At 68.6% G+C, this 23,876-nt stretch carries 26 protein-coding genes; 22 read left to right on the top strand and 4 right to left on the bottom strand.

All coding sequences use genetic code 11. The features are described from left to right. The first annotated feature begins 132 nt into the window (after positions 1–132). From VGC13_RS17510 to VGC13_RS33675, 8 genes are all read left to right on the top strand, one after another. Positions 133–2,754 carry an ATP-binding protein gene (locus tag VGC13_RS17510; RefSeq protein WP_331126575.1) on the top strand — a complete coding sequence of 874 codons (2,622 nt, stop codon included), beginning with the start codon at positions 133–135 and terminating at the stop codon, positions 2,752–2,754. A 487-nt stretch (positions 2,755–3,241) separates the two neighbouring features. Then, positions 3,242–3,808, top strand: a complete 567-nt coding sequence (locus tag VGC13_RS17515; protein ID WP_331126576.1) for a hypothetical protein — start codon at positions 3,242–3,244, stop codon at positions 3,806–3,808. Between the two features lie 456 nt (positions 3,809–4,264). Continuing rightward, positions 4,265–4,744: a hypothetical protein gene (locus VGC13_RS17520; RefSeq protein ID WP_331126577.1), complete on the top strand. Its 480-nt coding sequence runs from the start codon at positions 4,265–4,267 to the stop codon at positions 4,742–4,744. A gap of 212 nt (positions 4,745–4,956) precedes the next feature. Then, complete coding sequence (locus VGC13_RS17525; RefSeq protein WP_349264234.1) at positions 4,957–5,586, top strand: class I SAM-dependent methyltransferase; 630 nt, start codon at positions 4,957–4,959, stop codon at positions 5,584–5,586. Positions 5,587–5,801: 215 nt separating this feature from the next. Beyond that, the gene (locus VGC13_RS17530; protein ID WP_331126579.1) at positions 5,802–6,014 is read left to right on the top strand and encodes a DUF4287 domain-containing protein; all 213 of its coding nucleotides are present in this window, start codon (positions 5,802–5,804) and stop codon (positions 6,012–6,014) included. 429 nt (positions 6,015–6,443) lie between these two features. After that, on the top strand, positions 6,444–7,643 hold the full coding sequence (locus VGC13_RS17535; RefSeq protein WP_331126580.1) for an erythromycin esterase family protein: 1,200 nt from the start codon (positions 6,444–6,446) through the stop codon (positions 7,641–7,643). 209 nt (positions 7,644–7,852) lie between these two features. Beyond that, entirely contained in the window at positions 7,853–8,344 is a 492-nt protein-coding gene (locus tag VGC13_RS17540; protein ID WP_331126581.1) for a hypothetical protein, read from the top strand. A 170-nt stretch (positions 8,345–8,514) separates the two neighbouring features. Further along, positions 8,515–8,775, top strand: a complete 261-nt coding sequence (locus VGC13_RS33675) for an HIT family protein (RefSeq protein ID WP_414683001.1) — start codon at positions 8,515–8,517, stop codon at positions 8,773–8,775. A 607-nt stretch (positions 8,776–9,382) separates the two neighbouring features. Here the strand turns inward: VGC13_RS33675 and VGC13_RS17545 are convergent. From VGC13_RS17545 to VGC13_RS17555, 3 genes are read right to left on the bottom strand one after another with little or no spacing between them, the layout of a single operon-like run. Then, complete coding sequence (locus VGC13_RS17545; protein ID WP_331126582.1) at positions 9,383–9,838, bottom strand: hypothetical protein; 456 nt, start codon at positions 9,836–9,838, stop codon at positions 9,383–9,385. A gap of 37 nt (positions 9,839–9,875) precedes the next feature. Next, complete coding sequence (locus VGC13_RS17550; protein WP_331126583.1) at positions 9,876–10,109, bottom strand: helix-turn-helix transcriptional regulator; 234 nt, start codon at positions 10,107–10,109, stop codon at positions 9,876–9,878. Positions 10,110–10,111: 2 nt separating this feature from the next. Then, entirely contained in the window at positions 10,112–10,636 is a 525-nt protein-coding gene (locus VGC13_RS17555) for a DUF2975 domain-containing protein (RefSeq protein WP_331126584.1), read from the bottom strand. A 295-nt stretch (positions 10,637–10,931) separates the two neighbouring features. On the opposite strand from VGC13_RS17555, the gene VGC13_RS17560 reads away from it, so the two are divergent. The 6 genes from VGC13_RS17560 (at position 10,932) to VGC13_RS17585 (ending at position 17,113) form a co-directional block, all read left to right on the top strand. Continuing rightward, on the top strand, positions 10,932–11,147 hold the full coding sequence (locus VGC13_RS17560; protein WP_331126585.1) for a hypothetical protein: 216 nt from the start codon (positions 10,932–10,934) through the stop codon (positions 11,145–11,147). A gap of 164 nt (positions 11,148–11,311) precedes the next feature. Further along, positions 11,312–11,773: an HIT family protein gene (locus VGC13_RS17565; protein WP_331126586.1), complete on the top strand. Its 462-nt coding sequence runs from the start codon at positions 11,312–11,314 to the stop codon at positions 11,771–11,773. A 55-nt stretch (positions 11,774–11,828) separates the two neighbouring features. Further along, positions 11,829–12,386, top strand: a complete 558-nt coding sequence (locus tag VGC13_RS17570) for a cupin domain-containing protein (protein ID WP_331126587.1) — start codon at positions 11,829–11,831, stop codon at positions 12,384–12,386. Between the two features lie 501 nt (positions 12,387–12,887). After that, positions 12,888–14,438, top strand: coding sequence for a S41 family peptidase (locus VGC13_RS17575; RefSeq protein WP_331126588.1), 1,551 nt, complete (start codon positions 12,888–12,890; stop codon positions 14,436–14,438). 392 nt (positions 14,439–14,830) lie between these two features. Then, complete coding sequence (locus tag VGC13_RS17580; protein WP_331126589.1) at positions 14,831–15,244, top strand: hypothetical protein; 414 nt, start codon at positions 14,831–14,833, stop codon at positions 15,242–15,244. Positions 15,245–15,691: 447 nt separating this feature from the next. Then, positions 15,692–17,113 carry a phophatidylserine decarboxylase associated domain-containing protein gene (locus VGC13_RS17585; protein ID WP_331126590.1) on the top strand — a complete coding sequence of 474 codons (1,422 nt, stop codon included), beginning with the start codon at positions 15,692–15,694 and terminating at the stop codon, positions 17,111–17,113. 126 nt (positions 17,114–17,239) lie between these two features. Here the strand turns inward: VGC13_RS17585 and VGC13_RS17590 are convergent, their stop codons facing one another. Further along, positions 17,240–17,509 (bottom strand): hypothetical protein, encoded by a 270-nt coding sequence (locus VGC13_RS17590; RefSeq protein ID WP_331126591.1) that lies wholly within the window; start codon positions 17,507–17,509, stop codon positions 17,240–17,242. A gap of 148 nt (positions 17,510–17,657) precedes the next feature. On the opposite strand from VGC13_RS17590, the gene VGC13_RS17595 reads away from it, so the two are divergent. From VGC13_RS17595 to VGC13_RS17630, 8 genes are all read left to right on the top strand, one after another. Further along, the gene (locus tag VGC13_RS17595; protein WP_331126592.1) at positions 17,658–18,191 is read left to right on the top strand and encodes a hypothetical protein; all 534 of its coding nucleotides are present in this window, start codon (positions 17,658–17,660) and stop codon (positions 18,189–18,191) included. Positions 18,192–18,691: 500 nt separating this feature from the next. Continuing rightward, positions 18,692–19,765, top strand: a complete 1,074-nt coding sequence (locus tag VGC13_RS17600) for an NADH:flavin oxidoreductase/NADH oxidase (RefSeq protein ID WP_349264235.1) — start codon at positions 18,692–18,694, stop codon at positions 19,763–19,765. Between the two features lie 712 nt (positions 19,766–20,477). Beyond that, positions 20,478–20,747 (top strand): VF530 family protein, encoded by a 270-nt coding sequence (locus VGC13_RS17605; protein ID WP_331126594.1) that lies wholly within the window; start codon positions 20,478–20,480, stop codon positions 20,745–20,747. A gap of 86 nt (positions 20,748–20,833) precedes the next feature. Next, positions 20,834–21,715, top strand: a complete 882-nt coding sequence (locus VGC13_RS17610; protein WP_331126595.1) for a hypothetical protein — start codon at positions 20,834–20,836, stop codon at positions 21,713–21,715. A 37-nt stretch (positions 21,716–21,752) separates the two neighbouring features. Then, entirely contained in the window at positions 21,753–21,980 is a 228-nt protein-coding gene (locus tag VGC13_RS17615; RefSeq protein WP_331126596.1) for a hypothetical protein, read from the top strand. Between the two features lies 1 nt (position 21,981). Beyond that, the gene (locus tag VGC13_RS17620) at positions 21,982–22,374 is read left to right on the top strand and encodes a DUF1801 domain-containing protein (RefSeq protein ID WP_331126597.1); all 393 of its coding nucleotides are present in this window, start codon (positions 21,982–21,984) and stop codon (positions 22,372–22,374) included. 265 nt (positions 22,375–22,639) lie between these two features. After that, a complete protein-coding gene (locus tag VGC13_RS17625; RefSeq protein ID WP_331126598.1) occupies positions 22,640–22,954 on the top strand; it encodes a hypothetical protein in 315 nt (104 codons plus the stop codon). Between the two features lie 78 nt (positions 22,955–23,032). Then, a complete protein-coding gene (locus tag VGC13_RS17630) occupies positions 23,033–23,509 on the top strand; it encodes a hypothetical protein (RefSeq protein ID WP_331126599.1) in 477 nt (158 codons plus the stop codon). Positions 23,510–23,876: the final 367 nt, after the last annotated feature.

A 23,876-nucleotide genomic window follows, 5' to 3' on the forward strand; every position in this document is an offset into this window, starting at 1 on the left:
CCCTCCTAGCAGTGCCGTTCTCCTTGCCTTGGGCCGGACCGGATGGGTATCGTTGCCGCATAGGGGACGCCGACTGCGCGTCCTTTCCCGCCCCGACTGGCGCCACCACACCGGCGCCCTGGTAGCATGACAATGCCTTCCGACACCGCCGTTCCGACCGAGGGTGCCAGCACCGAAGCCACGCCCCCGGATCTCCATCACGTGGAGGCTCGCGAGAATCCCGAGCGAAGGCTCGTTGCTGTCCCCGCGATCCGGGGGCCCGCCCAGCCAGCGGCGGACCTCTCCGGCTCGCCGGTCCCCGCTGCAGGCCGCCGCCAGGCGGCATCGGCAGGCGACCCCGCGCGGTGGCATGCCGATCTCGTGCGCACGCTGCGGCGAGCTTCCCGGCTGGCATCCGCCCTGGTTACTCTCGGGGGTTCCCTGATCCTGCTGGGGTGGCAGCTCGATCTCCGGTACCTGCAGGCCATCGGGCCGGTCGACGTGGTGATGAACCCGCTGGCCGCACTCCTCTTCGTGCTCATGGGGAGTGCGCTGCTGCTGGAGGAGCGGGATGGCGCGCGCGGATTGTCGCACCTCTGGCTCGCGGGCTGCGGCCTGGTCGTCGCCCTGTGCGGAGCCCTGGTCCTGATGCGCTCCGTCGCCGGGTGGCAGGTCGGCGTCGACGAGTGGCTGTTCCGCGCAAAGGTGCGCAGCGTGGACCCGCCGGACTGGATGGCGGCCAATTCGGCGATGAACTTTCTTTTCCTGGGGCTGGCGCTGCTCGCCTGGCGCGCTCGCGCGGGCAGCGGCTGGCGGCCCGCGTACTGGCTCGTCCTACCGGCGGCGCTGACGTCGCTGCTCGTCGTGATCGGCTACCTGTACCACGCGGCCGGACTCACCTCGTTTCAGCTGCAGCTCCCGATGGCGCTGAATACCGCGCTGTTCTTTCTCGCGGTCTGCTTCGCCCTGGTTGCCGCTCATCCCGACGAGGGGGCGATGGCGCTGTTCGTGAGCAACAGCGCGGGCGGCACCCTCACCCGCCGCCTGCTGCCGGCCCTGCTGCTGGTTCCCCTGGTGGTGGGGGTCCTGGTCAACACGGGCATGCGCATGGGATGGTATGGCCCCACCGTGGGGCTCGCCCTGCTCACGCTCGCCACGATCGTCCTTTCCGTGCTGCTCACCACCGCGACGGCCGGCGCACTGCACCGCAGTGACCTGGCCCTGCGGGGAAGCGAGGAGCACTTCCGAAGGATCATCGAGAACGCCTCGGACTTCGCGTCCATCCTGGGGCCCGGGGGCGTCAACACCTACCAGAGCCCCGCCATCGAGCACATCCTGGGCTACACGCCCGAGGAAATCGTCGGGACGAGCGCGCTGGACCGGATACACCCGGACGATCGGGGCGCCTGCCTCGAGGTGCTGGCGTGGGTTTCCACGCATCCCGGCGAGACACGCCCGGTCGAGTTCCGCTACCGTCACAAGGACGGCTCCTGGAGGGTCATCGAGGCGCGCGCGCGCACGCTCCTGCCCGACTCCGCCGCCGAGGGAATCGTCGTCAACAGCCGCGACGTGACCGAGCGGACGCGATACGAGGAAGATCTCCGCCAGGCGGTTGCGGCGGCGGAGACGGCGAACCGCGCCAAGAGCGAGTTCCTGTCCCGCATGAGCCACGAGCTCCGCACCCCGATGAACAGCATCCTCGGGTTCGGCCAGCTGCTCGCGCGAAAGGATCTCCCGCCGGACCAGCGCAAGGGAGTCGAGTACATCCTCAAGGCGGGAAAGCACCTTCTCACCCTGATCAACGAAGTGCTGGAGATTTCGAGCATCGAGGCGGGGCGCCAGGCCTTTTCGCTCGAGCCCGTCCACGTCGCCACCGCACTGCGCGAGACGCGTGCGCTGATTCAGCCGCTCGCCGAGCAACGCGGCCTGACGCTCGGCGACTGCGACGCCGAGCCGCGGCTGTACGTGCACGCCGACCGCCAGCGGCTCGTCCAGGTTCTCCTGAACCTGCTGTCCAACGCCGTGAAGTACAACCGCCCCGGCGGGGATGTCTCGATGATGTGCGAGGAGCGGCAGCGGCCCGATGGTGCCCGTAGCGTGGTGATCGGCGTTCGGGACACCGGCCCGGGAATCCGTCCGGATGACGTGGTACGGCTCTTCACCCCGTTCGAGCGGCTGGGTGCCGCGCAGTCGGACCAGGAGGGCACGGGCCTCGGGCTGGCGCTCTCCAGGCGGCTGGTAGAGGCGATGGGGGGTACGCTTACCGTCGACACCCGGGTGGGGGAGGGGAGTACGTTCTGGGTGGAGCTGACCCAATCGGAAAGCCCCATCGCGACGGCAGGGCTGGGGGAAGACCGCTTGGCCGATGCGGCGGATGCCGGCGTGGACGCCAGCCCCGCCACGATCCTCTACATCGAGGACAACCTGCCGAACCTCGAGCTCGTCAAGGCCATCCTCGCCGAGCGCCCGAACATCACCCTGCTCTCCTCGGTACAGGGACAGATGGGATTGGAGCTCGCGGCCGAGCACGGCCCACAGCTGATCCTTCTCGACATGCACCTCCCGGACGTGCGGGGAGACGAGGTTCTCCGCCGGCTGCGGCAGAACCCGCGGACCCGCGAGATCCCCGTCGTCATCGTGAGCGCCGACGCCACGGGCAGCAGCGTGGGCCGGCTCACCGACGCCGGCGCATCCGCCTACCTGACGAAGCCGCTCGACGTCGCCGAGTTCCTGGCGACCGTCGACCGCCTCCTGCCTCCCTCACCCGGGACGTGAGCCACGACCGGCAAGGATCCACACCGCCCGGAATCCGATCGTCGATGACGAGCAGGGAAACATCGATTTTCTCGTCAGCTGCATTCGGGTGAGGGGTACACGGAGTTCGCGAGCACCCGCGATCCTCGCGCAAATCGTCGTCGAACTCCAGCACGCCATCGCCACCGGGGAACTGTTTCACCCGACGCTGGAACTCCTGCAGGCGTACTGGTGGGCGATGGGGCGCGAGTGCCACGATCCGGACTCGTTTCCCCGGCTGCCGCCCGGCAGCTGCGTGCGGATGCAACGCAAGGCGCTCCAGTCGCGGGACCTGCTGAAGGGGGACGGAGACACACGGCGGCTGGCGCAACAGCAAGGGGGGGTGGGTGGTGGACGAGCCGTGCGGAGTGGACGGACGGTGTTCCGCTTTACTGGGTGGAGCGCGAGGACCGCGGCGACGGAACGGTCGTCCGCCAGAGCGCGCTGCTGCCCGGCTGACGCCCGCTGAATGAAACGCCTGGCACGATGGGTATCGGTCGCGGCGCACCCGTTCGTGGTCGTGCTGCTGCTGGTGGGCGCGGTCGAGGCGCATCGTGGGGCGGCCGCGGCGGCGCGCAGCGTCACGACCGTCGCGCTGTTGTTCGTGCTGCCCCTCGCCGTGTTGATCGTCCGGCAGACCCGGCGCGGCGCGTGGAGCACCGTCGACGCCTCGGACTCGCGGGAGCGCCCGCTTCTGTACCTTGTCGGCGCAGCCGGCCTTCTGGCGCTGTTCGGATACCTGCTCGCCACGCAGCCCGCCACGCCACTGCTGCGCGGCGCCATTGGCACGCTGGGGATGCTCGCGGTGTGCGCGGCCGCGACGCGGTGGGTGAAGGTTTCGTTGCACGTGGCGGTGGCGGCCCTGGCGTCCGCGATTCTCCTGGGGCGCGGAATCCCCCTCGGATGGCTGCTCGCCGGCGTGCTGCCCATCCTGGCCTGGGCACGCGTCGCGATGGGCCGCCACCGGTGGATCGAGGTGATCCTGGGGCTCGTGGTGGGTGCCGCGACCGGCGTGTTGATCGTCTGGCCACCCTGATGGACCGCGACCCCTTACCCAGGTTGGTCCGGCGAGCCTGCGGCTCTATGCCGACAGCCGATGGCCAGCGCCGGTTCGCGCGGAACGCGGGTCCTGACAGCGCGGGTAGAGGGGCAGGAGATCGCGAACGGCTAGAGAGTGGCGATGAGGACAAAGGCGGCGAGGAGCAGGAACTCGCCGTCACGACATCGGAAAGGAAGTGGGGGGTCCCCGCAGGCGGCGATGGCGCGCCGGCAGGCCCAGCACCACCGTCGCAAGCTTGATGTGGAGTTCGCGCTGGCCTTGAACGCGCCGAAGCGGTCCGATAGCATCTTCAGCGGCATCCTGTCCCTCGTGCGTGGCCATCCATGATTCGCCGACGACAAACTTGCGCACCCACCCCACACCCCTCACCCTTGTGTCGTTAGGCTGGATCCAACGTGAGTTGGTTAGAAACCTCCCACGATCCTTTTCGAAATGAGCGTTGGCCGCGAACGTCGGCAGGTTGAGGTCGCGTGCGAATACCTTGCACTAGCAGACGCGGATGAGAGGGCTGCATCCATGCTGATGCAGGCTGGAGTATACCGTCAGGCTTGCTACTTCTTTCTGCAGTCAATGGAGAAGCGTGTCCGCGCGAAGGCATTTAGCATAGTGGATGCGAGCAGGAGAGAGATTCGGGACCTGCATCGGGACCACTCCGTCGACGCCGCTATCACCTTCTTGTTGGAAGTGATCCGGATCGATGAGCACGCCAAGGAGCAGATCAAGACACAACTCCATACCTACTTCAGCGGGGATATCAACTTCCGGCATCTGCACAACAATCTCCGCTACCCATATTTTGATGCGCAGGGCCGCGCATGGTTGATCGACATAGGCCCACAGGATTGTGAACTCCTGCAAACACGTCTTGGCTTCCTCAAGAACTTTCTGGTTAGCCTCGATCGGTATCGGTGAAGGCCATAGTCGAGGCTGGCTCCGCCGGAAGCTCCGTGTCGCTGAACCGCCTGTGGAAATGCTATGCTTCCCCCGTCGCCTCCTCAAACGCGACGTAACGATCGACTGCAAGGGATGCGGGGTCGTCCATGCTTTCGGCGGGCGACAGGCTTGCGCCCGGCCCCGCAGCCCCGCCTCCCATTGACCATGGATCCGGCTGTCGGGTTCGCATGATTCGCAGCTTCATTTACGACACCCTGATTCTCCGACTCACCTCCCAGTGGTACGCGGAAGTGCTGCGGCGCGTCCCCGAGGGCGCCACGTTGCTGGACGTCGGCATCGGCACGGCCGGCGCTCTGCTGGCGAATGACGATCTGGTGAAGCGGAAAGGTCTGTGCGTCGTCGGCATCGACATCGATGCCGACTACGTTGCGCGCGCACGGCAAAGGCTTCGGGATTCCTCGCTGGCTGGCCTTGCCGAGGTACGTCTTGAATCGGTCTACGATCACCAGGGCGGGCCTTATGACGCGGTGTATTTCTCGGGAAGCTTCATGCTCCTCCCCCAGCCCGAGCAGGCGTTGCGGCATTGCTGCGCGCTGTTGAGCCCGGGCGGACGGATGTTTTTCACACAGACCATCCAGAAACAGCCGTCCCGCTGGATGGAAGTCCTCAAGCCCATGCTGAAACGGGTCACGAGCATCGATTTTGGCCGCGTGACCTACGAGGACGATTTCAGGGCGCAGATCCACGCCGCCGGTCTGGAGCTGGAGGAATTCACCGCCCTGGCACACCACGGAAGCCGGGCCTCGTACATTGCCGTGGCGAGGCCGGTAACAACAGTGCGTGAGTGCGTGAGTGCGTGAGTGCGAAATTGCGAAAGTGCGAAAGTGCGATCTGGGCACCCCCGGCACTGGGCGCTGGGCACTGGAAACTGGGCACTTGGTACTTGCCTTGTATGAACCGTACGGCACGCAGGCTGCGCTCAACCGAAGCCGAGCCGGCGCCCTCCCGCCGCTCGCTCACCTGCCCGGGTCGTCAGCCCGGCCGCCATCACTCGCACACCACAAATGAGCATCGCATGCCGACAGACGAGAAGCCGAGCGGGCCTGCGTCCTACTTCCCCTCGATCGAGAAGAAGTACGGACAACCCATCGAACACTGGCTGGAACTCGTGCGGAACCAGCAGGGAATGAAGCACATGGACATCGTGAAGTGGCTGAAGGCGGAGCACGGCCTGGGCCATGGTCATGCCAATGCGATCGTCGCCTTTGTCCTCGCCCGGCCGAAGTAGTGGGCGACGCACGGACCCCTCGCAGTGCCAACCCGTACATCGAACCGGGAGCGAGGGTTCGGAGCCCGTGGATGCAGCGCTGGCCATGGCTTTCCACCGGACGAGCGTCGCGCGCATGCCCCCGCGGCGTTGCGCGGCCAGTGCCGCACTCCTGACCTTCGTGACGTCGATCGCGACTCGTCACGTCACTCCGTCCGTAGCCATCAGCCATTGATCTGGGACATGCTGCCTGACACAGCCCCCCGGCCGGTGCCCCGTCCGCAGCCCGCGTCAGGATTCGCCGCTTGCCTGCACGCGCCGGCGGTTCTCGCCGCGGCGGCGGTCCGTTGCGCTCGTGGCTTGTTCCAGCGGCTCGCGGTGGGCGCCCTGCTGCTCAGCGGTCTGTCGCTCGGCTGCGCCCGGGGTGTAGCGAAGCGCGTGGAGCCTGCCATGGAGGGCGCCACGAGCAACCCGGCGGTGCCCCCCGCCATCGACGACCTCGAGGAACAGGCCGCCGCGCGTGTCGCCGCCGCCGTGTGCGGCAAGCGCGTCGTTCTCCTGGGCGAGCTGCCGGAGCACGGGGAGGCGCGCGGGTTCGGCGTGAAGGCACGGGTCGTCGAGCGCCTGGTGGCGCAGTGCGGCTTCAGAGCGGTGCTGTTCGAAGCGGGGAGCTACGACTTCTTCGGCCTGGAGCGGGCGATCGCCACTGCGCCTCGGGGCCCGGGTGGCACGCCCGCCGCCGGCAGCGCCGACTCGCTGGAGCTCGCGCTCGGCCGCGCCATCGGCGGCTTCTGGTGGACGCGGGAGCTGGCCGGTTGGCGCCGGTGGCTTCTGCACGAGGCGGTGGCCGGCCGCGTGGCCATCGGCGGGCTGGACGACCAGCCGGGCGCGACGGCTGCCTACGCGCGCGCGACCATGCCCGGCCTGGTGGGCGCCGCGGTGCCGCCCGCGCGCTCGGCAGAGTGCCAGGAGGCCGTGGCTCGCCACTTCAACTGGGGCTACACCGAGGCCGTGCCGTACGACAGCACGGAGAAGGCACGGCTGGCCGGCTGCACCCGCCTGGCGGCCGATCGCGCGACGGCCGTACGGACCCCGGCCGGGCCGGGGGCGCCGGACGCGGTCATGCTCGGCGACCTGGCCAGCTACTTTGGGCGCGAGGCCGGGGTTGCCGGGGCACCCGACCGTGACCTGGCCATGGCCCAGCGCCTCGCGTGGTGGTCCGCCCGGCTGCCGAAGGACGCCAAGATCGTCGTCTGGACGGCGACGACGCACGCGGCGCGCGGGCCCGGCCGCAACCCTGTACTGCCTCGCCGGGTGCCGCCCCTGGGCGCGCGGCTGGCCGAGCCGTGGGGCGACGGGCTGGCCGCCATTGGCTTCACGGCGCTCCAGGGGCAGCGGTCCCGGGCCGGGGGGGCGATTCAGCCGCTCGCCCCGCTGCCGCCGCACTCGCTGGAGGCCCGGGCGCTCGCGGCCGGGACGGCTGGCGACGTGGCGGAATGGGCCTACCTGGACCCGGCGGCGCTCCGCTCGCTGGGCCCGGTGCCGTCGCGGCTCTTCGGCGAGGTTGCGACAACCGACTGGTCCGCCGCGTTCGACGGCGTCCTGGTGATCCGCGACGAGGCCGCCCCCACCTTCGAGCCGCGGCGGTAACGGCTCCTGATCGACAGTGTCAGCAACCGTTCCGAAACCGTACCCCTGGGAGGGCCCGCCACGGCGCGGCCGACGTCGGCGATTGCGTCTCAGAGAACGTGGGGGCGCCGTTGGCGGCGATGGCGCGCCGGCAGGTCCAGGCGTAGACGGAACTCGCGGCGAGCAGCGCGAAGAGCGGCGTGCCCAGCCGAGCCGCGGGACCGCGAGGAGTGGCGGCGAGCGCCACGTTGTGGCGCGGCCCAGCACCACCGTCGCGCGAGCTTGATGTGGAGTTCGCGATGGCCTCGAGCGCGCCGAAGCGGGCCGACGGCATCTGCAGCAGCCGCGTGGGCAACCGCCGCTCGATTTCCAACCCTTCGTCGTGGCGGAATCGGTTTCCTTGCCTGTCGACGGCGGGGTTGGATATCGTTGCGAATTCTGGAACTCCCGGAGGGGAGCGCAGACAAGCGACGCAATGGCGAAGGGGGTGGCGCGTGAACCAGTGGAGTCAGATCGAGTGGCTGGTTGACGGTGAAGGCGAGATCACGATCGGACGAGTCGGCAGAGTTCGTTGTGCCGCCGTGGCTTCGGATGGGCACGACGCACTTGCGATGCTCGTCAGGCGGCCCGGGGAGTCGCTGCAAGACCTGCTCGCGAGACTCGACGAGGCGATCCGCCTCGCGGTGGAAGAGGACAAATACACCGACGAACTCAACCGTTAGATCCTGATCTCCAGGCGCTACCCACCGCCGCGCGGGATTGCCCTCTTCGGCCCGCGTGGGTCCAGCTCCGGCGGAGCTTTCTCCCACCGGCAGGTGTTGGCAACTCGCAGCCCTGCCGCATAGCCAGCCGAGCGGCGCTGGCCCCCTCATGAGGAGGGTTTCTGGTCAACGTGGAACCGACACGTTGTATCTTCTGCGAGATCGTGGCGGGGCGGGCTCCCGCGGCAATCGTATGGGAGAGCGCGGAATTCGTTGCCTTTCTCGACCATCAGCCGATCCAGCCTGGCCACCTGCTGCTCGTGCCTCGTGAGCACGTCGACTATCTCTTCGAGCTGGAGGCACCCCGCTACCGGGACCTGTGGGATTGCGCTCAAAAGCTCGCGATCCCGCTCAAAAAGCCACGGGGGCCGATCGCATCGGAGTCGCCGTAGAGGGGTACGGCGTCCCGCATCTGCACGTTCACCTCGTCCCGCTCAACCGCCTGGGAGACCTCGATCCGTGCAAGCAACACCCCGTTGCACGCGATGAATTGGACCGGATGGCCGGGCAGATCCGATCCTTCCTCTAGCGCATTTGTCCGTCCGGCGCCCCCGCGCAGGTCTGGCCCTCCGGCGCGGCCTTCGCCCGATCGCGCCGAAGCGGTCGGACAGCATCTCATGCCAGATTCTCAGCCCGATTGTGCATTCCCCACAGGCCGTCTCATCCTCAGACCAGATCCTGAAAAAGAACAGTCGTACAGAGGAACAGAGTCAGACAGAGGAACCAAGCCGATAACTCAGCTCGCTTCCTCTGTCTGACTCTGTTCCTCTGTACGCATAAAGGTGTTGTTTCCCCGGATTCGGCGTCACACCAAGGACACGGGGGTGCACAATGAACTGCGGGATTCGGTATCACGCAGCCGCGGGGGCGAGCCCGTAGCGTGTCGCCTCAACGCGGGGCTCCCCGTGTCTGGCTCTCGGTGGCTGCCTGGTCCGCACCTCCGGGCGGAACTCTACGCGGGCGCTCGATGGGTGTGGGCCGTGAAGACGCCGCCGCCGGCTACACGGCGGCGGCGGAGGAGTTCGGCAGGACGCCGGGCGCGGACGCCCGCCCACGCCACCTGTCCCCCGGCGCCCGTACGTAGTGCGCCCACACGTATCCCCACGGCATCACCAGCGGGACGAGCACCACGCCCAGCAGACACGCCTGCATCGTCTCCGCCGTTCCGGCGTCCAGCTGGCCCGCCGACCAGAGCGGGAGCCCGAACGAGAGCACCCAGATGGCCTTCCACACCCACTCCACGAAGAGCAGCGGCAGCATCTTCAGCGGATAGCGGATCCCCAGCAGCGCCAGGAGCGTGATCGCGCCGAGCATGCTCCGCACGACACCCGTCATGTGCGCGACGTCGGCGGGGTGCCGCAGGATCATGGGCCAGATCTGGAACCCCATCCCCACCGCGATGAGCAGGTACGTGGCCCGGAGAACGTTCAGGCGAAGGGTCGAGACTTCGTGCATGGTGCGACTCCTTATGAGTGTGGGTGCGGTGCGGCGATCAGCCGTCATCGTCGTCCGTCGTGGGCGGCCCGGGGATGTGCTCCAGCAGGTCTCCCGGCTGGCACTGCAGCGCCGCGCAGATCGCGTCGAGCGTCGAGAAGCGGATCGCGCGGGCCTTGCCGGTCTTGAGGATCGAGAGGTTCGCCAGCGTGATCCCTACGCGCTCCGAAAGCTCCGTCAGCGTCATGCGGCGCGCGTAGAGCATGTCGTCCAGCTTGACCATGATCGGCATCGTCAGACCGTCCCGGCGAGATCCTCGCGCATGCGCGCGCCCTGCTCGAACACGCGCGCGAGCACGAAGAGCAGCAGCACGGCGAGCCATCGCGTAACCGAGGGGCTCCAGTCGATGTCGAGCGGCGTCTGGCCGGTGGATGCGCCGGCCGCGACGGCGCCGACGGCAAGGTGCAGCAGCTCGAGCCCCAGCACCGCCCAGGCGATGCGCTGCAGGCGGCCGGCGTTTTCCATCACGAAGGGATCCCCGTCGCCCACGGTGCGGACGATGGTGAGCAGCCGCGTGAGAACGACGTGGGCGATGGGCACGGCGGCGATGCCGAGGACCATGATCACGCGCATCCCCAGGATGAGCCGCGTGTTCTGCTCGGGTGCAGGTACGCCCAGCGCGCCCATGACCGGGCCCTCGGCGACCAGGGTGGCGGCCAGAAGCGCAAGGATGGCGACGCCCATGAGCTGGTTGAGCCTGATCAGGACGCGCAGGAGCCTGCGCGTCAGGGTGAGGGCGTCACGATTGGGTCTGGGCATGGAAGCGGAAGTTCGAGAGACGCAGCCATCGACGATGTCGACTATAGATAATGGATTTATCGATAATCAACAAGTGGGTTTCTGATATCCGATGCGAAGAGCGCCGGTGCAGGTCGCTGAACCGGGACCGCCAACTCCAGACCGGGCTCCGGAAACGAGCGGTTCCATCGCGAACTCCTCCTCCGGCGCCACGTGAGCGAGCTCGAGGCTGGAGTTCCGTATTGCCTGGAGTCGGTGGAGACCGGCATTGCACGTGCACGGTCCAGCGGCAAAGCGACAGCGGAGAGGGTGTGGGATGAAGACGTTCGATCGAATGGCCGAATTCAGTCTACCTGGACGATCGTCAGGCTCCTCCAATCACCTCGGACGCAACATGGCCAAGTGGATCGCGATCGGTGCCGCCTGCGGCGCCGCCTTTGGAGTGATCGTCGGCAACATCGCCCTGTGGCTCCCCATTGGCGTCGCGGTCGGTGCCGCCCTTGGCACCGCACAGTCGCGCGCAGACCGGTAGTCGCGGGTCCCGCGAACCGTCGCGGCACGGACAGCGGGGACATCTTCCCGCTCATTCGGTCCGCGCAGATGTCTGAGCGCCTCGAACGCGCCCAGGCGGCCCGACAGCATCTCCAGCGGCCGCGTGGGCGAGGGGATCCTCTCCTCGAAGAAGGGACGACTTCGATGAGCTGCATCTTCTGTGAGATCGTCGCGAGGCGGGCACCGGCCAGCTTTGTCCACGAGGATGAGCTGGTCGTGGCCTTCATGACGCTGCAGCCGACCGCGCCGGGAGAGTGCCTGGTGATCCCCCGGGCGCACGTGGATCACTTCACGGATTTGCCTGATACGACGGCCCTGCACATCATGGGGGTCGCGCAGCGGATCGGCCGCCGGGTCCGCGAGGTATTCCGCCCGGAGCGCGTGGGCTTCCTGGTACATGGCTACGGGGTGGCGCATGCGCACCTGATCATCGTGCCGCAGCAGGGGCCGCACCACCTTACCTCCGACCGTTTCGCGCGCATCGTGGGGGACCGCGTCGTGTTCGACCTGTCGCGTACTCCCATCGCGGATCGCTCCGTGCTGGATGCGCATGCGCGGCTGCTTGCCGGGAGCGCGGAACCTCCGCCGAGGGATGGCGGCCCGTGACGGGGCTGCCGCGGCGTTTCTCCGCCCGCCTGGACGAACCCAACCCCGCGACACGATGCGAGAATATCCCTGCACCATCGACAACGGCGGCGGTGAGTGGCTCACCTTCTCCGAGCGCATCCAGGAGCCGGACGGCGAGCGCGTCGTGGGAGAGGCACGCGTGGCGCCGGGGGCCGGCCCGCCCATGCACGTCCACTATCATCAGGAAGAGGCCTTCACGGTCATCCAGGGCCGGCTGGGGTACCAGATCGGCGGCCGGGAGCCGGCGTTTGCCGCGGAGGGAGAGACCGTCGTCTTTCCCGCCGGACAGGCCCACCGCTTCTGGAACGCGGGCGAATCGGATCTGCGGTGCAGCGCCTTCGTGAAGCCGGCGGGGAACGTCGAGTTCTTTCTCGGGGCCCTCTTCGCATCGCAGAAAGCCAACGGCGGGCGGCGGCCGGCGCTGCTCGACGCCGCGTTTCTCGCCCAGCGGTACCGCACCGAGTTCAGGCTGGTGGAGATCCCCATGATCGTCCAGCGGCTGCTTTTCCCGGTGCTCGTCGCCGTAGGGAGTGCCCTGGGAAGGTACCGGAAGTACGCGGATGCCCCGGAGCCGTACGGACACCATCCGTGATGCCGCCTCCGCGACCTGTCGGCGGGATTCCCCGGATGGCTCTCCCGCGGAGTTTCTGCGCCCGCCTTCTCATCATCGACCCGGACGGCGGCCAAACGTAGCGGAGCTCGCGGCGAGCAGCGCGAAGAGCGGGCGCGCCCAGCCGGCAGCCGACCGCGATGCTGGAGCTCACGAGGGGGGCAAACGCGCCGAAGCCGTCCGGCAGCATCTCCAGCAGCCGCGTTGGCGTGGCTCCGTGAATTCAGGGCATCGCCCGCCCCAACGTGTGGCGTAGCGGCCGGTGCTCCTGAACGTTGTACCGACCTTGCACATTCCTCCCGGTGCGCCAACATTCCTCCGCGCTCCGCATTCTCCCCCGCATCCCGAGCGTTCTCATCGAGCAACACCGGCACGCGGTGGCGGTTCATCCCGTCCCGCCGTGCCGGGTTGCCTGCTTTCAAGCTGTACGTGACGAATTCCCGAGCCATGCCACGCCTGAACAGGACATCCCGGTACCCTCTCGTGCGGGCGCTGCTGGCACTGGCGCTTCTCGTCCAGGTCGTGCGGCCCGCAGCGATGCCGGCGCAGCAGGGGGAATCGGCGGTCCCCGTCGCGCAGCTGCGTGAGGATCTGCGTGTGATGCGGGCGGCGCTGGAAGAATCGCACGTCGGGCTGTACTGGCACGTGTCGAAGCCGGACCTCGACGCGCGCTTCGCGAAGGTCGCCGCGGGACTGGACCGGCCCATGACGGCGCGGGAGTTCCACCGGCGGCTCCTGCCGGTGGTGGCGGCGCTGCGGCATGGCCACACCACGCTCGAACTGCCCGTGCAGGGCCAGGGGTACCGTCTGCGGCGCCTGGACCGGGACGGACGGTTCTTTCCCTTTGTGGTGAGGGTGCTGGACGGAAAGCTGTACGTGGTCACCGACCTGAGCGAGGAAGCCCAGGTCGCGCCCGGCGCGGAGATCGTGGCCGTCGACGGGCGTCCGGCGCGCGACCTGCTCGACACCATGCGCCTGTACCTGAGCGCCGACGGGGCCAACGACACCTTCAAGCTGTACCAGCTGGGCCAGGGGTTCCAGTTCCATCTTCTCCTTGACCTGCTGTTTGGGTCGGCCGGCACGTACACGCTGGACGTGGCGCCCCGCCCGGGCGAAGCGGCGACCCGGCGCGTGGTCGCGGGCCAGTCTCCCGGGCGCATGACCGCGCTCTACCGCGAGCGGACGGGGCGGGGCCTGGACGCGTATCCACCCGCGCTGGAGTTCCGGCTGCTGGATGACGGCGTGGCCCTGCTGACGGTGCGTTCGTTCTACGAGGGGCTGCTCGGGCCGGATCATCCGGGCTTCGAAGCCTTCTTTGCCTCGGCGTTCCGGCAGATCAGCGAGAGCGGCGCGGGGGACCTGATCATCGACGTGCGGGGGAACGAGGGCGGCAACGGCGATTATCCGCCGATGCTCTACGCGTACCTGGCCGACCGGCCGTTCCAGCTGCCGAATCCCACGATCCTGGCCTCGGCGTCGCTGTCGAGCCTGGCCTACGCCGACAACCCGTCCGACGAGGTCCGCGCCTTCGCTGCCTCACCCACCGACTTCGTGTCGCGGGCCGTGGACGGCTCGTGGGTGCTGAACCGGGATATCGACGAGGAGCGGTACCGGACGTACGAGCCGCGCCCCGACCGCTTTACGGGCCGCCTGCACGTGCTGACCGACGGCGGCTCGTTTTCGGCGACCAACGAGTTCCTGGACCTGGTCTACCGCTACCACCGGGTGGAGGGCCGCCCCGTCCGCTTTTTGGGGGAGCAGAACGGGGGTGACAACGCGTTCGGCCGCACGAGCGGCGGGCAGTCGCTGGTGATCGTGCTTCCCCACAGCCGGCAGCGGCTGAGCATTCCGCTGCTGGGCGGCAGCCAGCACTTCGCGGCCCACCAGCCCCGCGCCGTCATTCCCGACGTTCGCGTCACCCCGTCCATCCAGGACGTTCTCGACGGCACCGACCGCGTGCTCCTGCTCGTGCGGGAATCCATCGCCCGGTGTGCCGCAGGCGATGCCGAAGCGTGCGGCGTTTCAGCGCCCTGAGAGGGTGTTGCCAAACCCTCAAACTCATAACGAAGCGGTGACTTCCTGAGGGAGCGCACCGCGGGTAACCAGAAGCCACACAACCGCCCGCGCGCGACCGAAGGATCTCGTTCGCCTTCGCGAAGGGCTGGCCTCCGGGCGCGGCAGCCGGCCCCCTGGTTCTGCTGGCGAGATCCTTCGGTCGGCGCCATGGCCGCTGCGTACCCGCAGATCAAGGAGCGGCGCCTCCCTCAGGAAGTCAATCACGGGGCGAGGTTTAGCAAAACCCCTGAGGCTGAGAGGGTGCTGAATCCAGGCCGCCCTGGCCCGTCCTCGCCAGAAAATACCGTCTTCTGGACGTTCCCCTGTGCCCTCACCGGCGACGGGGAATCCTCCATCCAGGCTCGGACCCAATGGACTTTGGACCACAGTGGCCGTTCTGGCTGCAACTGACGCTCGGCCTGGCCGTCACGGCGCTGCTGGTCCGGGGGGCGTGGCGTCACGCGCGCCCCGTTCGGCACTCGTCCGCAGCCGTCCTCGGCCTGCTTTGCTGGGTCGCGGTCGCCGCCATGCCGGGTTTTCTGGAGGAGACGTACTGCCGCGCCGCGGCCGTTTCGCTTCCGGGGTGCGATTGGGAGTACCACCGCGCCCCGACGGAGTGGTGGACGCTGTTCCAGCTGATCGTGCTGGGCGGCGTGGTGCAGGGATTCCGCATCGGGGGGCCGCTTGCGGTGATGGGGTTCGTCGTGGGAATCGTGCTTCGCAGCGGCCGGGTTCCGGAAGGCACCGCATCCGGCGCGGATCGCCCACGGATCGACACGGGCTGAGCATTCCGCTGCTGGGCGGCAGCCAGCACTTCGCGGCCCACCAGCCCCGCGCCGTCATCCCCGACGTTCGCGTCATCCCGTCCATCAGGACGTCCTCGACGGCACCGACCGTGTGCTCCTGTTCGTACGGGAATCCATCGCCCGGTGTGCTGCGGGGGAGGCCGGCGGGTGCGGCGTTCCAGCGCCGTGAGAGCGTGAGCGGAGGCCGCTGATACAGAGCGTTGCAATGGCTGTAACGCAATGTTGCGGCGGAGGCCGTGGCTTGCGGCCCGGTTTTTCACGGATCTTCCCGTATGGCAACATCTTGTCTTGAGTCGCGCCGCTGGTGCGATCGGTGCCGGTGGGGGACGCGGCGGCGCGAGCCCGAAATGGCTGCAGCCGGTGCTGTTCATCCCCCGCCGCGCAACGCGGCACCTTGCTTTCCGCCGGCACAGACAAGGAACGACAATGGCCAGGACCACCACTCCCCGTCCCACGACCAAAAAGCAGCAGAAGGTCAAGGTCGGCGCCGTCGTTCGCGCCAATCCGCTCCTTACGCTGGAAGAGGCCGGGCCCATCCAGATGGGCTTCTGGGTCCCCAACCGCGTATGGGCCACGGCAAAGTTCCTCATCCCGCTGCGCGAGCACATCTCGGAAAAGCGCAGGGCCGGCACGCTGGCACCCGTGCAGCCCGTCATCCAGGAGTTCAAGAACTGGGTGACCGGCCACAGCGTCTACCGCATGTGGCTCAACTCCATGATCGAGCAGGCCAACGCCTACGTGCGCGGGCTGGACGAAAAGACCCGCAAGGAGATCAGGGCGGACGGCGACGTGGTGTGGATCGAGGGGTTCGACGCCTTTTTCGAGATCCTGAACGAGATCGTCACCACCTCGCCGTCGTTCAACGACACGGCCCAGGTGGGCACGCCCATGAACGGCCTGCTGGCGGTCGCCATGGCCACGGAGGCCGGCACGGCGCTGTTCCACGACGCGGAGTTCAACAGCCAGTTCCGCAAGGTGCTCGAGGCCTGGAACACCTTTCTCAAGAGCAGCGCCTCGCTGGACAAGCTCGACATCACCGATCCCGAGAAGCCCGGCTCCTGGATTTCCAGGGCCGCGCACAAGGCCGGCGTGTGGAAGCAGATGGTCCATGATCCCCGCAAGCCGGGGTACGGCTACGACTCGTGGAACTCGTTCTTCATCCGGCAGTTCGTCCCCGGCGCACGCCCGTTCCACGGCCACGCGAGCATCGACGTCAACATCGGCTGCGAGACCACGCCGTGGGCGTACCAGGACGACCTGGCGCTGGAGTCAAACTTCTGGATCAAGGACGCCGACTACTCCCTGCTGGACCTGTTTGCGGGTCAGCGGCAGTGGGCGTCGCTCTTCGAGGGCGGCCAGGCGTACCAGGGGTTCCTGTCCGCCACGCACTACCACCGCTGGAAGGCGCCGCTGGACGGCACCATCGTGCGCTCCTGGGTGCAGCCCGGCACCTACTTCGCCCAGCGCCCGGACCAGGGCGAGAACCAGGGCACCTGGGAGGGCACCCAGTCGCAGCCGTACCTGGCCCACGTGGCGGCCCGCGGCATCTTCATCTTCCACCACGAGACGGTGGGCTACGTGGCGCTGATCTGCATCGGCATGGTGGAGGTGTCGACGTGCGTGATCGAGCCGAGCACCTTCATCGTTCCGGAAGGCGCCGCGGCCGTCCCCGTAACCCGCGGCACCGAGATCGGCCACTTCGAGTTCGGCGGCTCCACGCACATGATGATCTTTCAGAAGGACCGCGTGCGCATGGAGGAGTGGGCGCGCAACGCCGTGTCGCACCAGAACGATCCCAACCCCACGCCCCTGGGCAGCGTGATCGCCACGGCCCTGCGCGGCTCGTGAGGGCGGGCAGGCGACGCTCGTAGCCGCTCACGCGACGGAAAAACCGCCGGTCCCCACGATCGGCCCGGCTCCACGATTCAGCGCACCGGCGCGGCTTGGCCGCCTCGGTGCGCTGAATGCTTCTCGTCACCCCGGACTCGTCACTCGCTGCGCCGTCGAGCGCAGATCATCCGCGAGCTCCAGCACCGCTTCCGCGACGAGCACGTCAATCGCCCGCTCCTCCTCCTGCGCCACGCGCGCGAGCTTGATGCCGGAGCTCGTGATGGCCTCGGACGCGCCGAAGCGGTCCGACAGCATCTCCCGCAGCCGCGTGGGCGGGATCCGCTGATCATGCGCTTGCTTCACTCGGAGTGTATCCTCCCTGTTGCGGTTGCGGATTCCGCGCAGCTGCTTCACCTGCTGCGGAGGCATGCAGATGTCCAATCGCCTGTATCTGGACGCCTCCACGGGGGAGGTCTCTCGCTAGATCATCGAACGGAGAGCAGATTGCGGGAGTGCCGGAGGCCTCTCTTTACAACCCATGCCTTGCTTGCCGGGAGATCATGTGCGAAGCCTGATTCTTTGTCTGATGCTGCTGGTGCAGGCAGCCACCCTCTCGGCCCAGTACGAGGATGGGCCGATCCGCCTGGCCGTGCCCGCGGGATTCGAGGGGCCCGAGGTCCAGACCACTTCACCGGGGTTCAAGACCGCCGGGTTCGTGCGCGACATCCCGGGCACCCAGCGGGGAACGGTGCTGCAGGTCACGACCATCGACCTCGACGCGGCCGGGTTGAGCCTGCCGGACGAGGGAGAGGCGCACCCCACGGAGTCGCTGCTGGATGAGTTTCTCGCGAGCGTGGAACGGCACCGCGACAACTTTCAGCTGGTCAGCCGCGGCCGGATGGAGCTTTCCGGTCTTCCCGCCGCCCGCGGTGAATGGCGCGGCATTGGCGGGGGGCGCGGCAAGCATGGCGTGATCTACTGCGTGATCGTCGGCTCGCGCGTGGTGAGCTTCCACGCGCAGACCTTCGACGACGCGCCGGAGGGTGACCTTGCGGCGGCGGTGCGGGCGATCGAATCCGTGGTCCTTCAGCCCTGAGAGGGTGTTGCCAAACCTCCTGGCGTGATTGACTTCCTGAGGGAGGCGCCGCCCTGTAACTCGCTTGTACACTGCAGCTTGGCGCCGACCGAAGGACCTCGCCAGCAGAACGACGGGGCTGGTCCCGTGCCCTGATCGGGCCCCTGCGCCACCGGGACGAGGTCCTTCGGTCGCGCGCAATCTGTTGTGTGACCTCTGGTTACACGTGGTGCGCTCCCTCAGGAAGTCACCGCTTCTTTGTGAGTTTGGGGGTTTGGCAACACCCTCTCAGGAAGTCACCGCTTCGTTGTGCGCTTGATGGTTTAGCACACCCTCTGAGCCCGGGAGCACTCGCAACGTCCGCCTGCAGACGTGCTTCGGCATCAAGGCAGCGTCAGTGCGGGGTGCGTTGTGGATTCGCCGGGGAGCCGTAAGTTTACCGCCGGCGCGGCTCGCGAATGCCGTTCGCCGTGGTGGGTGCTCGCGAGGGTGACAGGGAGGAAGGGATTGTGGCGGAAGCGATGGCCGAGGGGCTGTTCTCGTCCCTGACGCTGCGGGACGTGGAGATGAAGAACCGGATCGGCGTGTCGCCGATGTGCCAGTACTCCAGCGAAGACGGGTTCGCGAACGACTGGCACTTCGTGCACCTGGGCGCGTTCGCCACGGGCGGCGCGGCGCTGGTGATCACCGAGGCCACGGCGGTGGTCCCCGAGGGACGCATCTCGCCGGCGGACCTGGGGATCTGGAAGGACGAGCACGTCCCGGCGCTGCGGCGCATCACGGACTTCATCCACGCGCACGGCGCGCTGGCGGGAACGCAGCTGGCGCACGCCGGCCGCAAGGCGAGCACGCGCGTGCCGTGGGAGGGGGATGGCGCCGTACCGGTAGAGGAGGGCGGCTGGGAGAACGTGATGGCGCCCAGCGCAATCCCCTTCGCCGACCATTATCCGCGGCCCGTGGAACTGGACGCGGCCGGAATCCTTCGCGTGGTGGATGGCTTTCGTGACGCGGCCCGGCGCGCGCTGGACGCGGGGTTCGACGTGGTGGAGGTGCACGCGGCGCACGGATACCTGCTGCACCAGTTCCTGTCGCCGCTTTCTAACGCGCGCACGGACGCGTACGGCGGCTCGTTCGAGAACCGCGTGCGGCTCACTCGCGAAGTGGTGGCCGCCGTGCGCCAGGTGTGGCCCGAGCGGCTGCCCGTGCTCGTGCGCATCTCGGCGTCGGACTGGGCGCAGGGCGGGTGGGACGTGCACGATTCCGTGCGCCTGGCGCCGCTGCTGCGCGAGGACGGCGCGGACCTCATCGACTGCTCGTCCGGCGGACTGATCCCCAACGTCAAGTACGAGGTGGGCCCCGGCTACCAGGTGGGTTTCGCCGAGCGGGTGCGGCGCGAGGGCGGCGTGCCCACCGCGGCCGTGGGGCTGATTACCCAGGCGGAGCAGGCGGACGAGATCATCCGCGCGGGGCGGGCGGACGTGGTGCTGCTGGCGCGCGAGCTTCTGCGCAACCCGCGCTGGCCGCTTCTCGCCGCGCACGGGCTGGGCGCAAAGGCCGCTTGGCCCAACCCGTACCAGCGTGCGCGCCCGCGTTGATGCGCACCCGGCCGCCACCGCGGCTTCACGCGCCGCGGCCACCCTGCGCGCCAGGACGGACGACGAGGCGGAGGCGCTCGTGGAGTTCGTCCCGGGCGCATTCCCGTGGCGTTCACGGAGACGCCCGTCGGCACGGGCGGGATGGAGCGGGTGCGGGCGGCGGTGCGCCTGTGGCCGCGGAGGAACGGGCCCGCCTGACGTGCGCTCGCGATCCACGGCCAGCCGTACCTTCTCTGCCGGTGCGGCGTGTGGCCCTGCGGGCCGCCCAACCTGGCGACGCAAGCTCGCGCAGGTGCTCGCGGACGTCGTGGACCTGGTGCGTCCCCGCCGCACGCGCTGACCTGCTCCGAAGGTCCGCATTTCGCCTGCACCAGAGCCAGTGGAGCGTGAAACGGCGCCGCGACGGCTTCCGGATGGCCAGCCGCGGCCGGACCGGGCTCTCCGGGCTTCCCGCCGCCCGCACCGGGGGCGAGGGGATCGGCGGCGGGCGCGGCATGCATGGTGATGCATTGCGGTGATCGTCGGCTCACGCGGCGTGTTCCGCACGCACAGACCTTGGATGACGCGGCGGAGATCACCTCGCGGCGGCGGTGCAGGCGATCGGGTCCGTGATTCTTCGTCCCTGAGCCCGGGGCACACGCATTCCGACGCGGACCGCCAGCCGGTTCGCGGACGCAGGGTTCCTTTCCGCACCGGATGAGCGCAGACCCAGATGAACGAGGCGCAGCACACCAACCCACTGCACGGAATTACCCTCAAGGCGATGGTCGAGCACCTGGTGGAGCGGTACGGCTGGGAGGGGCTGGGCGAGCGGATCGCCATCCGGTGCTTTACGCACGATCCCAGCGTCAACTCGTCGCTCAAGTTCCTGCGCAAGACGCCGTGGGCGCGCGCCAAGGTGGAATCGCTGTACCTTCACTCGGCGGCACATCCGCGAAAGAGCTCGGCGGCACCGCCGGCCGATCCGCCGCAGCCGGGCTGACCGGAGCGCCTTCACCCGCCACCCCGCGCGGACGTCATACGCGGCGCCGGCGTTCGCCCGCTCCGCTTCCATCCCGAGGACCACGCATGCCGGCTCACCGTCCTGTCTTTCGCGCGTTGCTGGTGGGGTTCGCGGCGATGGGCTGGCCCGCGGCCATCGCTGCCCAGCAGGCCGCCGGTCTCCCCCTGCGCGCTGCCCGCGAGCTGGTCGTCGTGGATGCATGGCACGGGTACTCGCCCATCTCACCCACACTGGCCACGTACCGCCTGGGACGCTCGGCGGACGGATCGTTCACCGGGACCGCGCAGATCAGCGTCGGCGCGGGGCTGATCCGCCGGGACACGAGCTTCGCCATCCATCTGCCGCGCGCGGCGGCGGACAGCCTGCTCCAGGTGCTGTCGGAAGCGCCGCTGCGGGAGGGGGGCGCCGGCTTTACGCTCACCCACACGGACGACTACCCATCCATCACGGCCGACCTGACGGTGGGAGACTCGGTCATCCGCTTCCACACCCGGTCGCAGGGTGAGGCGCACGTGCCCTGGCAGGTGAGCGCGGGCGGAAAAACGTACGCCAGCGGCTCCGAGGCGATCTGGTTCGCCCTTGGCGCGGTGCTGGACCAGATGGGAGGGCGGGAGAAGCGGGCGCTGGTCCAGGCCGCGCGGAACGATCCCGAGGCGCAGTGCCGCCACGGTGGCCCCGGTCCACAGCCCACGTTCGCGCAGCGGCCGCGCTACGCGGCGGGCGAGGCATGGTTCGACCGCGACTCTTCGATCACGATCCAGGGAAGCAGCTATCGCAAGCACGGGCTTCCGCGCATCGTGGGGCTTCACGAGATGAGCCTCTACGCCACGTATCGGGGCGTTCCGGTCTTCCAGGCAATGGGGCTCGAAGGCACGCCGGAGGTGCTCTACGTTCCGGTCCACGCCACCTGCGAAGTGCAGCCCTACGCCATCCAGCCGCAGCGGTAGCGCGCCCGCCGCCCACCCCCTCCACCCGCGACGGACGATGGCGAGCAAGCAAACCGAGGCCACGCACCCCAACCGCGCCGCCTTCCCCGCGGGCGTGGGCGGCCCGGCGCTCCGGGCGCTGCACGCGGCCGGCGTGCGCTCCATGGCCGACCTGGAGACTCGCACGGAGGCGGAGCTGCGGGCGCTCCACGGCATGGGGCCCAGGGCGCTGGGCATTCTGCGGGATGCGCTCGCCGCGTCGGGACGCCGGCTCCGCGGGCCGTAAGATGAGAAAGTCCACTCCCGCGGCCAGTCCCGACGCGTACGTCGCCGCCCTCGACGGCTGGCGCCGGGCACGCGTCGAGGAGCTGCGTGCGGCGGTGCTGGACGCGGCGCCGCTGGACGAAACCATCAAGTGGGGGCACCTCGTCTATCATTCCAACGGGCCCGTCCTGCTCATCCGCGCCGAAGACGAGCGGGTGCTGTTCGGCTTCTGGCGCGGAAAGCACCTGCGATCCATCGAGCCGCGTCTCAAGCCGGGCGGCAGGTACGACATGGCCACGCTCGAGCTGGCCGAGGGCGCAACGGTCGATGCCGGGACGGTGCGCCGGCTGGCGCGGGAGGCGGTCGCGCTCAACGCCGCGCACGGCGATCCCACGGCCGCCGCCCGGCGGCGTTGAGCAGGACCAGGGGCGTCCGCACCCGCCAACCCGCCGCCCGAGTGCCGCGTACTCCGTACAGGGTTGCGGATTGCGTGTACTTTGTTCATCTTGTTCCCTCGTGGCCGCTTGGCGGCGCGCGTTGCGTACGCCGGCCGTGGATCAAGTTTTCTGGCACGGGCTCATGGGAAACAGCCGGCGTTTGAAGCGGGCGCTGAAGTCGAACCGCTTCCGCGGGGCCAGGCGCGCAGACGGGTACGGCGGCGTAAAGATGTCGGAGGTCCTGATGGACTTCGCGGAGCCCCTGGTGCGCGAGATGTCGCTGCCGGAGGACCGCGAAGCGTTCGTGGCCACGCTCAAGCTGTGCGGACTGCTGTGGAACGAGGCCGTTTTACCGGGCGACGGTGGCGGCAAGGAGCTGTACGCTCGTCTGAACGGGGCGATGGGCATTCCTTCCGACCCCGATACGGAGAGGCTTCTGGACGCGGTGATCGCGCGCGGAAGGCTGCTGTATCCAGACCTGGACCGGCTCATCACGGCGGTTCACGTGAGCATCGAACACGATGGCCACTGCACCGTCCGGGTCGTGAGCGCCATGTAAGGCACGGCATCGCGGCAGCCGCGCCGGCGAACCTCCGAACCCGGCCGCGGCTCTCCATCCCCCCTCCCATGATCCGGCATGGCGAACTCCAGTTCATCCACCCCAGGCAAGCGCGCCTCCAGGGCCCGGCCGTCACCCGGCGGCGGAGCGGCGCACGCGTGCGGGCTGTGCGGAAAGACGGGCCGGCTCACGAAGACGGCGTGCTGCGACCAGTGGATCTGCGACGACGAGGGGAGCTACGTGATGTTCTCCTACGCGCGCAACAGCTGCTCGCGGAACCACCGGCGCTACACGCTCTGCGGCTACCATCACACCGCGGGGCATGCCGGCGACTGGCGCACGTGCCAGGACTGCCGCGAGGAGTTCGAGCCGGAGATCTACGTCTATTACGGGACCAACGAGCACAACTTCGTAACGCTGGAAAACCCGCCCGAGTTCGCCCCGACGCTCTGCTCCACGTGCGGCGAGCGGCTGAACCTGGGCGAAGGCGGGTACTCGCTGAGCAACGATGGGTACCGCTGCCTGGGGTGCACCGCGAGCGATCTCGGATTGTGAGCTGGTCCGGGAACGCCGCAGAACCGGCTCCTCGCGTTTCCACCGGCAGCTACGACGTCTTCTTGGAAATGCCCTGAGAGCATGCTCAAGAATCCGACGCTGCACATCCAGGCAGATCTACCAGCGCTGTCATTCCGAGGCCCGGCCACGCCGTAGCCTGCTTTCACACCAGAGGTTGCAGGGCCGAGGAATCTATTGTCGGATTGCTGGAGGGCAGACGCGGTAGCCGTGCCTGCTTCGCGGCTACGACACGGGCGGACAGGGCCAGTGCCGGAGCGGTGCGGCGGGGCACCAGCAGCAGACAGTAGATTTCTCAGTCGGCGCGCCGGATTTCGTGCGAGCCAATGGTGCGGTGTGGCGCCTCCTT

Source organism: Longimicrobium sp. (genome assembly GCF_036399255.1).
Taxonomy (GTDB): domain Bacteria; phylum Gemmatimonadota; class Gemmatimonadetes; order Longimicrobiales; family Longimicrobiaceae; genus Longimicrobium.

Coding starts and splice junctions, on each gene's coding strand:
- VGC13_RS17510 (WP_331126575.1), top strand. CDS start 133: ATGCCTTCCGACACCGCCGTTCCGACCGAGGGTGCCAGCACCGAAGCC.
- VGC13_RS17515 (WP_331126576.1), top strand. CDS start 3,242: ATGAAACGCCTGGCACGATGGGTATCGGTCGCGGCGCACCCGTTCGTG.
- VGC13_RS17520 (WP_331126577.1), top strand. CDS start 4,265: ATGAGCGTTGGCCGCGAACGTCGGCAGGTTGAGGTCGCGTGCGAATAC.
- VGC13_RS17530 (WP_331126579.1), top strand. CDS start 5,802: ATGCCGACAGACGAGAAGCCGAGCGGGCCTGCGTCCTACTTCCCCTCG.
- VGC13_RS17535 (WP_331126580.1), top strand. CDS start 6,444: ATGGAGGGCGCCACGAGCAACCCGGCGGTGCCCCCCGCCATCGACGAC.
- VGC13_RS17545 (WP_331126582.1), bottom strand. CDS start 9,838: ATGCACGAAGTCTCGACCCTTCGCCTGAACGTTCTCCGGGCCACGTAC.
- VGC13_RS17550 (WP_331126583.1), bottom strand. CDS start 10,109: ATGCCGATCATGGTCAAGCTGGACGACATGCTCTACGCGCGCCGCATG.
- VGC13_RS17555 (WP_331126584.1), bottom strand. CDS start 10,636: ATGCCCAGACCCAATCGTGACGCCCTCACCCTGACGCGCAGGCTCCTG.
- VGC13_RS17560 (WP_331126585.1), top strand. CDS start 10,932: ATGAAGACGTTCGATCGAATGGCCGAATTCAGTCTACCTGGACGATCG.
- VGC13_RS17565 (WP_331126586.1), top strand. CDS start 11,312: ATGAGCTGCATCTTCTGTGAGATCGTCGCGAGGCGGGCACCGGCCAGC.
- VGC13_RS17570 (WP_331126587.1), top strand. CDS start 11,829: ATGCGAGAATATCCCTGCACCATCGACAACGGCGGCGGTGAGTGGCTC.
- VGC13_RS17580 (WP_331126589.1), top strand. CDS start 14,831: ATGGACTTTGGACCACAGTGGCCGTTCTGGCTGCAACTGACGCTCGGC.
- VGC13_RS17585 (WP_331126590.1), top strand. CDS start 15,692: ATGGCCAGGACCACCACTCCCCGTCCCACGACCAAAAAGCAGCAGAAG.
- VGC13_RS17600 (WP_349264235.1), top strand. CDS start 18,692: ATGGCCGAGGGGCTGTTCTCGTCCCTGACGCTGCGGGACGTGGAGATG.
- VGC13_RS17605 (WP_331126594.1), top strand. CDS start 20,478: ATGAACGAGGCGCAGCACACCAACCCACTGCACGGAATTACCCTCAAG.
- VGC13_RS17610 (WP_331126595.1), top strand. CDS start 20,834: ATGCCGGCTCACCGTCCTGTCTTTCGCGCGTTGCTGGTGGGGTTCGCG.
- VGC13_RS17615 (WP_331126596.1), top strand. CDS start 21,753: ATGGCGAGCAAGCAAACCGAGGCCACGCACCCCAACCGCGCCGCCTTC.
- VGC13_RS17620 (WP_331126597.1), top strand. CDS start 21,982: ATGAGAAAGTCCACTCCCGCGGCCAGTCCCGACGCGTACGTCGCCGCC.
- VGC13_RS17625 (WP_331126598.1), top strand. CDS start 22,640: ATGGACTTCGCGGAGCCCCTGGTGCGCGAGATGTCGCTGCCGGAGGAC.
- VGC13_RS17630 (WP_331126599.1), top strand. CDS start 23,033: ATGGCGAACTCCAGTTCATCCACCCCAGGCAAGCGCGCCTCCAGGGCC.